The sequence below is a fragment of the Gemmatimonas sp. genome, from assembly GCF_036405635.1.
Lineage (GTDB): Bacteria > Gemmatimonadota > Gemmatimonadetes > Gemmatimonadales > Gemmatimonadaceae > Gemmatimonas.
Window position 1 is genome coordinate 1 of sequence record NZ_DASWXE010000012.1, and the last position, 11,682, is coordinate 11,682.

Annotated in this window: 8 protein-coding genes; 2 read left to right on the top strand and 6 right to left on the bottom strand. The window is 62.3% G+C overall.

Going from position 1 to position 11,682, the window contains the following annotated elements:
* Positions 1-25 precede the first annotated feature (25 nt).
* Together VGE27_RS00485 and VGE27_RS00490 are read left to right on the top strand one after the other, a co-directional pair.
* Entirely contained in the window at positions 26-3,019 is a 2,994-nt protein-coding gene (locus tag VGE27_RS00485) for an amidohydrolase family protein (RefSeq protein ID WP_331047663.1), read from the top strand.
* Positions 3,020-3,021: 2 nt separating this feature from the next.
* Positions 3,022-4,428, top strand: coding sequence for an amidohydrolase family protein (locus VGE27_RS00490; protein WP_331047664.1), 1,407 nt, complete (start codon positions 3,022-3,024; stop codon positions 4,426-4,428).
* A gap of 64 nt (positions 4,429-4,492) precedes the next feature.
* Here VGE27_RS00490 and VGE27_RS00495 read toward each other — a convergent pair whose 3' ends face one another.
* The 6 genes from VGE27_RS00495 to VGE27_RS00520 all read right to left on the bottom strand — a co-directional run.
* Entirely contained in the window at positions 4,493-4,900 is a 408-nt protein-coding gene (locus VGE27_RS00495) for a VOC family protein (RefSeq protein ID WP_331047665.1), read from the bottom strand.
* Positions 4,897-5,145, bottom strand: coding sequence for a hypothetical protein (locus tag VGE27_RS00500; RefSeq protein WP_331047666.1), 249 nt, complete (start codon positions 5,143-5,145; stop codon positions 4,897-4,899). The genes VGE27_RS00495 and VGE27_RS00500 overlap by 4 nt, the downstream gene beginning before the upstream one ends.
* Positions 5,146-5,226: 81 nt before the next feature.
* Positions 5,227-5,493, bottom strand: coding sequence for a hypothetical protein (locus VGE27_RS00505; protein WP_331047667.1), 267 nt, complete (start codon positions 5,491-5,493; stop codon positions 5,227-5,229).
* Between the two features lie 435 nt (positions 5,494-5,928).
* Positions 5,929-6,504 carry a hypothetical protein gene (locus tag VGE27_RS00510; RefSeq protein ID WP_331047668.1) on the bottom strand — a complete coding sequence of 192 codons (576 nt, stop codon included), beginning with the start codon at positions 6,502-6,504 and terminating at the stop codon, positions 5,929-5,931.
* Positions 6,501-11,111 (bottom strand): RHS repeat-associated core domain-containing protein, encoded by a 4,611-nt coding sequence (locus VGE27_RS00515; protein ID WP_331047669.1) that lies wholly within the window; start codon positions 11,109-11,111, stop codon positions 6,501-6,503. The genes VGE27_RS00510 and VGE27_RS00515 overlap by 4 nt, the downstream gene beginning before the upstream one ends.
* Positions 11,112-11,303: 192 nt before the next feature.
* The coding region (locus VGE27_RS00520) for a hypothetical protein (RefSeq protein ID WP_331047670.1) at positions 11,304-11,682 on the bottom strand (379 nt) is incomplete at its 5' end.

Here is an 11,682-nt window from a genome sequence, read left to right on the forward strand (position 1 = left end):
GCGACCGCCGTCCCGGGAGTCCCTCGTGAAATTCGCTCGTTCCCTGTTGAGCCTCTCCGTGCTGGCTGCCGGCACGCTCGGGGCACAGCAATCGTCCCGCACCGAGCCTGTCGCCGCGTTGCGCGCCAACGCCACCGGCTATCACGCGCTCGTCGGGGCCCGCGTCGTCACGGCCCCCGGGCAGGTGCTCGACAATGCCACCATCGTCATCCGCAACGGCGTGGTGACGGCCGTCGGGGCCGCTGTCACGGCACCCGCCGGTGCCCGCGTGTGGGAGATGAAGGGGCTCACGATCTACCCCGGCTTCATCGACGCGCACGCCGATCTTGGCGGCGACGCGCCACCGCAGGGTGGTGATGTGGGGCCCACGCACTGGAATCCGCAGGTGCGTGCGTGGTTCAGCACCACGGCCAACTTCAAGGACGACTCCACGCGCCGTGCGGCCCTGCGCTCGCTCGGCTTCGGCGCGGCACTCGCTGTGCCGCATCAGGGCATCTTCCGCGGCAAGGCCTCGGTGGTGAACCTGAGCGACGCCGGTGTGCGCGAGCGCGTCCTGCGCCCCGACCTGCTGCAGTCCATCGGCTTCCAGCGTTCGTTCGCTCTTGGCGGCATGTACCCCAACTCCACGATGGGTACGATCGCCCTCATGAAGCAGACGCTGCTCGATGCCGAGTGGTACATGCGCGCGTGGGGCTCGTACGAAGCGAGCGGCCGGTCCATTCTGCCGCCCGAAACCAGCGAAGCGCTCTCCGCACTCGGCAGCGCCGTGCAGGGCAAGCAGCCCGTGATTTTCCAGACGGAAAGCGAAGAGGAATACCTGCGCGCGTACAAGCTCGCGGCCGACTACAAGCTCACACCGTGGTTCCGTGGCAGTGGCCAGGAATACCGCCTGGTGGACGTGCTCAAGGGACGCACGCAGCCGCTGATCGTGCCGCTGGCCTTCCCGGACGCGCCCAACGTGGCCAATCCGGAAGCGGCGATGAATGTGTCGCTCAGCGATCTCCGTCACTGGTATCTCGCGCCCACCAACCCGGCGCAGCTTGCCGGTGCCGGCGTGCCGTTTGCGATCACGTCTGACGGCCTGTCGTCGCTCACGCAGTTCCTGCCCAACCTGCGCATCGCCGTCGCGCGTGGTCTTACGCCCGACAAGGCGCTCGCCGCACTGACCACGGTACCGGCCGGCTGGCTCGGCATCGATCGTACGCACGGCACGATCGCGGCGGGCAAGGTGGCCAATCTCGTGATCAGCGAAGGCGATCTCTTCACCGAAGAAGGCGCCATTCGCGATGTGTGGGTGCAGGGTGCGCGCTACGGCGTGACGCGTCCGGCGCAGGTGGATCCGCGTGGCACGTGGACCATTTCGTCGGATGACGCGGGCACGTACAAGAACGCCACGCTGCGCCTCGAAGGTCCGCTCAACCGAATCCGCGGCACATTCGAAGCAGCGGGCCGTCGTCCGGTGAACATCACGTCGGCTCGCATCATTGCCGAAACAGGCCGCCTCGAAGCGTCCTTCCCGGGTGAATCGCTGGGCCTCGAAGGCGCCGTGCTGCTTTCCGGCTCGGTGCAGGGCAACGACTTCTTCGGTTGGCTCGCGCTGCCGAACGGTACCGACGCCACCTATCGCGGCACGCGTTCGGAGCAGTTCCAGGGTGCGGCGCGTGGTGTGGTCGCGGTGAAGGTGCCCAAGATCGACCTGCCGTTCATCCGCCCCAGCATGGAGTACGGTCGTGCAGCTGCTCCGGTGCAGCCGGCGGTTGTGCTCGTGCGCAACGCGACCGTGTGGACGCAGGGTGCCCAGGGCCGCATGGAGAACGCCGACCTGCTGGTGCAGGCGGGCAAGGTGGTGCGCGTGGGGCAGAAACTCTCCGCACCGGCCAACGCCGTCATCATCGACGGCACCGGCAAGCATGTCACGCCGGGCCTCATCGATCCGCACACGCATGGTGGTGTGAGCTCGGTGAACGAAAGCGGTTTTGCGATCGTGCCCGAGGTGCAGATGGGCGACGTGATCACGCACAACAACGTGTGGTTCTATCGTCAGCTCGCTGGCGGCCTGACCACCACGATGATCAAGCACGGCTCGGCCAACCCGATCGGCGGCGAGAACGTGTTCGTGAAGCTGCGTTGGGGTTCGCTGCCCGACGAGTACAAGATCCAGGGTGCGCCGCGCACGGTGAAGTTCGCGCTGGGTGAAAACCCCAAGCGCAGCCAGACGCGCTATCCCAACACGCGCATGGGTACGCAGGAAATCATCCGCGACCACTTCCTCGCGGCGCGCGACTACGAGAAGGAATGGAAGGCGTGGGACGCGCAGAAGACGAAGACGGGTGTTCCGCCGCGCCGTGACCTGCGCATGGAAGCCATTCTCGACATCCTGAACCAGAAGCTGCTGGTGGCCTCGCACGGCTATCGCGCCGACGAGTTCCTGGCGCTGGTGCGCCTGGCCGAGGAGTTCGGATTCCGCGTGCAGACGCTGCAGCACGGCGTGGAAGCGTACAAGATCGCCGATGAGCTCAAGAAGTCGGGCGTGGCGGCGATCGTGTGGAGCGACTGGGGTGCGTTCAAGCTCGAGGCGTATGATGCCACCTCGTACAACGCGCGCCTGCTGATGGAAGCCGGCGTGGTGACGTCGCTGCACTCCGACGACAACGAGATCTCCACCCGCATGAACTGGGAAGCGGGCAAGCTGCTGCGCTCGGGCGTGAATGAGATCGACGCGATGAACACCGTGACGATCAACGCCGCCAAGGCCATCGCCATCGACAAGACGGTCGGGTCGCTCGAAGCCGGCAAGGATGCCGACTTCGTGATCTGGAACGGCAATCCGCTCTCGCAGTTCACCAAGGCCGAGCAGACCTGGGTGGACGGTCGCAAGTACTTCTCGCTGGACGAAGACAAGGTGCTGCGCGAAGAGATCGCGAAGCAGCGCGCACAGCTCATCCAGGCCGTCATTGCGGCCAGCCCGGCCGATGCGCCGGCGGCTGGTGCTCCGGCCCGTCGTCCGGGGAGCAACTGATCATGGCATTCACCACGACTCAACAGGGTTCGCTGATCATGCACTCGATCAAGCACACGGCCGCACGCCTGGCTGCGCTTTCTCTCGCCATCGGGGCGGCCGGCATCATGGCTCCCACTGTGGCTCATGCGCAGGTGGTCATTCCCACCGCCGCTCAGTCGCAGCCGGTTGCGCTCAAGGGCGCGACCATTCACACGGTCACCAAGGGCACCATCACCAACGGCACCATCGTGATGGATCGCGGCAAGATCATCGCGATCGGTGGCGCGGAGACGGAAGTGCCGCGTGGCGCGAAAGTGGTGGATGTGGCGGGCAAGCACATCTACCCCGGTCTCATCGACGCGTACAGCACGGTGGGTATCTCGGAAATCGGCGCGGTCGACATGTCCAACGACGTGAACGAACGTGGCGATTTCAATCCGAACGTGCGCCCGGAAGTGGCAGTGAACGCCGAAAGCCGGCACATCGGCACCACCCGTAACGCGGGTGTGCTGGTGGCGTTTGCGACGCCCGGTGGTGGCGTGATCTCCGGCCTGTCGTCGGCCATCTCGCTGGAAGGCTGGACGTGGGAAGAGATGTCGATGAAGGGTGCCGCGGCGCTCAACGTGAACTGGCCCGATCCGAACGCACGTCCACGTGGGCAGTTCGGTCCGCCGGGGGGCCCGGGCGGCCGCGGTGCGCAGGCGGCGCCGAAGACCTACGCCGAACAGGTCGAATCCATCCGCAACTTCTTCGCGGAAGCACGCGCGTATCGTGATGCGCTCAAGAGCAAGCAGTCGGTGCGCACCGACTCGCGCTATGCGGCGATGATCCCGGCACTCAATGGTGAGATCCCGGTGGTGGTGGCCGCGGAAGGCGTGGCGCAGATCAACGACGCCATCACGTGGGGCAAGGAAGAAGGAGTAAAGCTGGTGATTCGTGGCGGGCGCGATGCCATTCATGTGGCGCCGCGCCTCAAGGCCGAGCAGATCCCGGTGATCCTCACGTCCACCATGTCCGCACCGCCGCGCGAAGACGATGGCTACGACGGCGCGTACAGCTCACCGGCGGCCTTGTTCAAGGCCGGCGTGAAGTTCGCGATCGCCGGCGACGGCAACGCGCTGTACAGCTATCGTCTGCCGTGGGACGCGGGTGTGGCCGTGGCGTTCGGCCTGCCGGAAGAGGAAGCGCTCAAGGCAGTGACGATCAACGCTGCCGAGTTCATGGGTGTGGCCGACAAGGTGGGCTCACTGGAAGTGGGCAAGGAAGCCACGCTTTTGATCACGACGGGGACGCCGCTGGATATGACGTCGAACATCATCCAGTCGTACATCCAGGGTCGTGAGATCGACATGAACGACATTCAGAAGCAGTTCTTCAAGAAGTACATGGAGAAGATCAACCAGCAGAAGAAGAAGATCGCGAGCTGATCTCTGCTGGAGTGTGGATGCAGAACGGGGGCGCCGAACACGGCGCCCCCGTTTGTCTATCTGGTCATTGTGATGTTTCTGCCAGTCGTTCCGGTGTCGCAAAGTCGTGAAACACGCGAAACCGATTGCCATCGGGATCAGCGGCCGTGAACTCATGCAGTCCCCAAGGCTTTGATTCGGGTACCGCGAGCACGATGGCGTTGGCGGCGTGCCAGGCGCGATGCAGATCATTCACGGCCTCGATGCTGTCCAGGTTGAGCCAGATCACGACGGGGCTAGTGTTGCCACGTTGTTCGCGAAAGGCCGGCCCGGCGAGAAAGAGGCGGCACTGGTCACGCGAGATGCCTGCGAGATCGATGTCGGTGGCATGCCAGTCGATGTTGAAGCCCAGCTGATCGCGGTAGTACGCCGATGACATGGCGACATCAGCGACCGGGATTTCGGGTGCTGCCGCCGGCAATGTTGTTGTCATGGCCGAACCGCGACAGACGATTCGCGCGTCCCGCACCGACGATCCACACCATGCCCCGCTGGATCCGGATACGACAGGAGGTCCACCGCGATGGAATCCGCTCGTGTGTGCGCCCTGGCGTAGGCGCCGTCACAGGCACTCGCACTGCTCACCGCGCGTACGGGCGCGATGGCCAGACGATAGGCGAAGAACCCAAGTGCCAGCAGCAAGCCAACGGCCAGACCGTGTCGACCCATCGTGCGCATCGCTCCCTCTGCGTGAAGTCGTGGTGCCTGTCAGAGAAAACCCGCCATCGACCGCATTTGGTCACAGCAGCCCAGCTATGGCTACAGGAAACGCCACCGCACCAGAACGGCCGTAACCACCGGCACACCGAAGAGCAGCAGCAGGATCGGCAATTCTTCTCCTACTGAATAGCCGGCTTTCGCGACACCCACCCACATGTTGGCCACGGTGATCGCCAGCCAAAGACTCACACCGAGACCCAGCGCCCAGTTCGGCGCGGACGGGAAGTGCTCGGCGAACAGCTTGGCGATGATCAACAGCGAGGCCATGAGCAACAAGCCGGATGTGAAAAACTGGGTGGTTCGCATGATACATGAGTTTTGATGAATGATCAAACTACAAGATCTAACGGCTACTCGTGCGGATCGTCACGGGGCTCAATTTCGCTGAAGACATCCCTTCCCATGAATCTGGAGCAAGCCAGTCACCGTATCTCAGCTCTACCATTGGCTGATGATTGTCAGTGTTTCGATCTGTTCATTGATTGTTCGAGTTTCTGCTCCCGAACGATCAAACAGAGTTTTTGACGATCGCAACTCATTTCCAGCTCTCTCAGGTACTCCATCGGGTTGGTGCACACCCTGAGCTGTGCATCTTCTCACCATTGATATGGCATGGCAAGATCGAAAACGACGCCAATGAAGAGAGCCCGACCGTACATCGGCCGGGCTCTCTTCATACAGGCCTCGTGTTCTATTCAAGAAACCCATACTTGCCAGTGTCTACTATCGCATCAAACTCCGCTAAGCGAAATCGCGACCATAGGCCTTAACGAGCCGATCCAACAAATCAACCGAGACGGGTTCTGGAAAGAACGAAGGTGCCAGCAAATCTTCGACCGCACTTGCCGGTACCCACACAAAACCATCGACTTGCTTCTCAATAATTGAGGTTAGCAGCGCGCGCGGCCCACCGAGTACAGCGAGCTCTCGATCTTGATCAATCCAAAGCCCCCATTCTCCTGACGATCCAGAAAAAGCCACTGTGCGCGCATCGATGTATAGGAGACCCGCACTCGTGCTTCCTTTCTCATCGAGCCAGTTGATGTAGATTTCTCGAGTTGCTTCCGATTCGATACTCAAAGTTGGGAATACCCGAGTTCTCCCAATCGTCGCCACTTGATCAACGACGACCGCGAAAATACGGTCTTCCTTGAAATGCTGAGCACAAGCTTTCAAGATCTCCCAACCTCCGAAAGCTGTAAGAAGAGCCGAGTCGGAGAATGCGAAGACCAGTTCATCGGGCCTCCGAAACACTTGCTCAGGAAGTCGAGCAGCAATGTCGAAACGGCCATGAATGGTTTTCTCGGGTCTAGTCATGGTCTTCCAAGTCTGATCTTGCCCTGTAAGTCATCACCGAAATATACATCTGCTGTCCATCCACTATTTGAACGCTCAGGGCCGCGCACAATGTACCGCTGATTGCCTTTGGTGTATTTGACAATCCCATCCACGTGGCCTGAGCGTTCGAAGCCTGACTCTATCAGGTTCTCACCGAACCTCACTGCATCTACGTTCGTTGCCCTATTCCATACACGTGCACTGCGTCTCGTGATGCTTGAATACGTTGATGCCACTCCAGTTACTTCTCGCGCGAGCTTCCCAGAACCGGCTATGGTCCCGACGAGAGTTGCGGCTGCACCTCCAATTCCTATTGATTCGCCTGTAAGGAGATCTTTACCAACGAAAGCGCTGATGATGTCATATGCATCTCCGGCGATCGGTACAAAGCCAAACCCAATAGCGAGTCCGGCAGAGCACGGTTTCCCTGTCAAAAAGAACGGGCACAGGCCAAAAGGATCACTGAAATTCGCCGGATTACTCCCCGCAAACCCGTACAAATTCAGCCCACCCGCCAGCCCGATCGGATCTTCCTGCGTGAACCGCCCTGCGCCCGGATCATAGTACCGATTGCGCCGATAGTGCGTACCCGTCCCCGTCTGCTGGTCATCCAGCACATTGCCGTGCCAGGACACCGGCACATACTTCGGCCGCTCGTACATGAACCAGAGATCCGGCACGCTCAGCACCATCGACGCCGTTCTTCCGACACCGTTCGTCGCCGTGCACTGCGCCTTCCCATCCACGCAGGCCGCCAGCCCCACCTTGCCCAGCGCGGTCCACATCAGCGACACCGTCACCGGTGGGAACTTCACATAGCTCGTGGTCGCCGTCGCGTAGTCGGTGTAGCCGTAGCGGGTCAGCGCCAGCGGTTGGTCCAGCGTCAACCCTGCGGTGTACACCACCCGCCCGAAGAACGGATTGGGATCCTGCGTGGCGCTCAATACGCGCGGCAGGCTGTCCTGCACACCATCGTTGTCCACCACCGCGTCGGCCGCCGGTGACAGCCCCGGCAGTTTCACCAAGGTCTGAAATTCCCCAATCTGCTGCTCGTCCTCCCACACAATGCGGCGATACGTGCTCAGATCACACGCCAGCCGTTCCCGCACCGCATAGTCGGTCAGATCACATTCGCGGTCCGCACGCACGGCCACCCGACGTCCTAACGCATCATAGCGGTACGTTTCGAACACGCGGCGCCAGATGCTGTGCGTAGGCAGTGAGGAGCGCCACCGATAGTCTGCGGCCCGCAGTGTGCCGTCGGCCGCATAGTACGAACGACGCGCTTCCCGCAACTGTGCGCTCGCCGTGGGATCACCTTGGAACCGCGACCAGGTCGTGTTTCCCGCACTGTCGTACACGAAACTGCGTGTGCCGCGCGGATTGTCGAGCTGCTCCTGCAACCGGCCCACACCAGCCTGATACGTGGCCACCTGATTGAAATTCTGCGTCGCCGCACTCGTGCCCGTGTACAGCGTGCCGCTCTCATTGAGATTGCTGGACGCCTGCGTTCGGCTGGTCAGGATGTTGCCGAGCCCATCATACGTCAGCTTCTCTGAACTCCGGGCCCGCGCAGACCCACCCTGCCGCAGTGCCATCTGACTCGTACTGCTCGAATCGAGATGCCCCATCCCGGTGTAGGTGAACCGACTCGTATCACGAAGCCCTGAGCCATCGAAGAGGAATTGCCGGAATCCTCGGGCATCGAACCCTGAACGCGCGTTGCGGGCCGGAGCATACGGCAGCCGCCCGCTCGCCGTGCTGATGTTGGTGATGACGTTCAGACTGTCATAGCCCGCCGCGCTATACGTCCACTGTTCCTGATAGCCACCAGGAAAATCCAGCGTTTCCGGCTCGCCCCGCACCGTGTAGTTGTATGTGAACGTATTGCCGAGCGGATCGGCGACGGCCAGCAACTCATCGCGATACGGATGATAGATGCGCAGCAGGCTGTCCTGCCCAGCCGTCGCGAGCTGCGCAGGCAGCTTCACAACGGTGCGCCGCCCTCGCAGGTCGTAGCGGAACGACAGCAGATAGTTGTGCTTCGTGGTATCGACCGCCGCCGCATTGGAAGCACGCAGGTTCTGCCGTTCCGTGGCCAGCAGCCCGCTGCGGAGATAGGTACGCGTGACACGTGCGTCGCGGTTGTTGGCGGTGAGAATGCGCCCCGCGCTGTCATAGGTGAACCGCTGGGTATCCACCGGAATTAGATAGTCGCTCCCACTGTTTGGCTTCCAGGGAAAAGCGAGCGCATCGTATGCCGTGTCCGTCACGGCCGGATACTGCACCGCCGACAACCGACGCGTCAGCAGTTCGTTCGCCAGACCATACGTCATCGACACCGTGTCACTCTTGCGCGTGATGACGCGCTCCACGTTGCCCGCTGCATCGTAGAACGTGCGGTCGGTCCTGCTGTCTGGCGCCGTCTCCACGATGCGCCGCCCCGCGCTGTCGTACTGCCACTGCGTCGTGATGGCGCCAATGCCCGCGTCCGGCAATGACGACTGGCGCTGCAGCCACGTGAGGCGCCCTTCGCGGTCATATCGGCTTCGCGTCGTCAGCGTCTGCGTACCCACGCCCAGTGGCGCAGTGACCGTGACGACGGAGTCGCGATCCATCCGACTGAACGTGGTCGCGGTGCACTGCTGCGGCGGCGTGCCACCGATGCTGAGGTCGACACAGGTCTGTGCCACACGCCCAATCGCATCGTTCGACGTGTGTGTAGCCGAGTGGATGGTGGTCGTCCCACCGACCCGCGAGGCAGTCCGCACGTCGGAGACATTTCCCATCGCATCGTACTGCAGCGAGTCGAAGTCTGTCCGCCCCGCCACGGTGTTGGGCTGTACCACGGAGACCAGCAACCCGGACGCCGATGTTCCCACCGTCCCGTAGTTGAGTGTCGTGCGTCCCGCGGCTCCCCGGGAATCCTCACGCGTGAGCACATTGCCGCGGGTGTCGTACGTGAACTGCATCCAGCCATCCATCGGCAGGAACATCGTCGTCACCCCATCGGGCCACTGGGTACTGCCATACACATAGCTGTAGACACTCGACATCGCCGGCCCAAGGGCGTCGACATCAGTGCGCGTCTGTACGTTGCCGCGCTCGGTGTAGGTGTACTGCTGCACGAATCCGTTGGGATCGGTCGCCTGGGTGACAAGGCCTGGAAACCGCGTATCAGTGCGCTGGAATGTGGACACGCTGCCGCGTGGGTCGCGGAAACTGTCGACCGCGCCGTGCCGGTTCACCGCGATGTTCCAGGTATCGGCCACGGCCCGGGGACCATCGATCGTGGTACGGGCGTCCGTATAGGGAAGAACCGACGCACCACAGGGCCCGCCGCCCAGCAGCCCGCGAGTCTCGGCGGCACACATGGTCCAGGTGATCGGATCGGTGGAGCCCGCGCCGGCATACACCGTCGTGCCCGCAAGTCGCATCGCACCATCGAAGGTGAACGCACGCGTGCGCGTGTGCTTGTCGCTTCGCGATACCATCAGGTTGGCCACCGTGCTGCTGTATGCGAAGGTGGTGGCAAAACCGTCGGGATCGGTGATGGAGACAAGCCGTCCGCTATTCACTGAAGCGCCGACCGTGCGCGGCGTGCCCGACACCGCCGGTGGTGTGACCTGCATGAGCTTCTGATTGCCGTCGTAGGCAAACGTGTAGGTCAGCCCACCACGTGGCAGCGTGATCCCCGTGAGTCGTCCGCCAGTGCGCGCAAACGTGGTGGTATCATCGAGCCGATTGATGGTCGCGATGTGCTCACCACTGTTGTTGAACACGACACGCGCGCCGTCTTCAGCGGCCCGGACAAACGTGCTGGTGCCGGTCGGGCTGATGATGGAGTCGGGTCGGGTGAGGGTATCAGCAACCCACTGCCCGGCATGGCTGCGATAGAGACGCGCGCTGCCATCCCCGCCAACCCACAGCTTCGAACTGTCAGGATTCGACAGCAGCTGCTCGTAGCCGGCCGGCCACCAACCCGCACCGAACTCTGAGGTGCTGCGATTGACGATGAGAAGGGTATCCGCGGTCTGCGCAAATACCGGCACGTCGGCAAAAGGCGGGAAAGAACTACGCCCTACGCCGGAGAACGTGACGATGTACGGGTAGACGCCGGTGGGATATGTGATGCCATCGAATGTGAGTGCCAGGCGCCGGCTGCTGCCCGGGAACATATCGAGATCGGAATAGCTCTGCGCCGCGACCGGAACGGGCGTGCCGTTCACTATGAGATACAACGTGGCGTTTCCGTATCGCAGCGTTCCGAATGCCGATGTGAGGTTCGCCCGCACCACGGGATACGGGTGTGCCTGTTGTGCGTGATACACAAGCGTCGGTGCACGAGCCGCTCCACGCGTACGCGTGGCGGGAAGTGTGTGTGCGACACGCAGGTCGCCACACTCCGCCGCTGAGGCGGCATCGAATCCGAAGGTGAAACATTGATCCGCCGCGATCGATGTGCCCGGATTGACGGACCGACTTTCGAGCACGGCAATGACTTGAGCAGGTGGTGCGATGGACGGGAGCATCGCGATGACGGCCGATACGCCGATACTGACGAGGACTGCGAGACGAGCAAACATGGGAGTTGGGGATGAAGGTTGAAGTTGGTAACCCATCCCCGAACAAAGCACGAAGCATACCGGCGTCGTATTTTCACAAACGACTGCATTGAAATGACTTACGTTCTTGCAGTAAGAGTCCGTTCCTGGTCAGTCGCGCGAATTCGCGCGACAATGCGACAGGTCATGTGAATCACTTGAATGGAAACGGAACTACGCCGAGTGTGCGTTCTTCGATGATCGTCCAACGACCAGCGCGCACACCGCCAGCACGATGGTCACCGGCAACCACACCATGCGTTCGCCCGCACTCGGCGTGATGGCGTTGAGTACGACACCCACGCACATGTAGGCCACCACCACCCAGATCGCCCACCGCGTGCCTCGATGCCATGATGGGAACGCCATCCCTGCACGAGCCGCGACGACCATGCCGCTCAGTGCCAGCAGGGCCGCCGACAGCGCGGCCGCGACACGCATGCGCGGGGGAAGCGTGCCAGGAAACGCGCCGCCCATCGTGAATGCGCCCCATGGGGCGCCGATAATGAGCGCGCACTGAAAGACGACCACGACGGCGATCAGCGCGATGTAG

What these genes read in the sequence shown, in the direction of transcription:
- VGE27_RS00490 (WP_331047664.1), top strand. Translation starts at nt 3,022, where the DNA reads ATGGCATTCACCACGACTCAACAGGGTTCGCTGATCATGCACTCGATC.
- VGE27_RS00495 (WP_331047665.1), bottom strand. Translation starts at nt 4,900, where the DNA reads ATGACAACAACATTGCCGGCGGCAGCACCCGAAATCCCGGTCGCTGAT.
- VGE27_RS00500 (WP_331047666.1), bottom strand. Translation starts at nt 5,145, where the DNA reads ATGCGCACGATGGGTCGACACGGTCTGGCCGTTGGCTTGCTGCTGGCA.
- VGE27_RS00505 (WP_331047667.1), bottom strand. Translation starts at nt 5,493, where the DNA reads ATGCGAACCACCCAGTTTTTCACATCCGGCTTGTTGCTCATGGCCTCG.
- VGE27_RS00510 (WP_331047668.1), bottom strand. Translation starts at nt 6,504, where the DNA reads ATGACTAGACCCGAGAAAACCATTCATGGCCGTTTCGACATTGCTGCT.
- VGE27_RS00515 (WP_331047669.1), bottom strand. Translation starts at nt 11,111, where the DNA reads ATGTTTGCTCGTCTCGCAGTCCTCGTCAGTATCGGCGTATCGGCCGTC.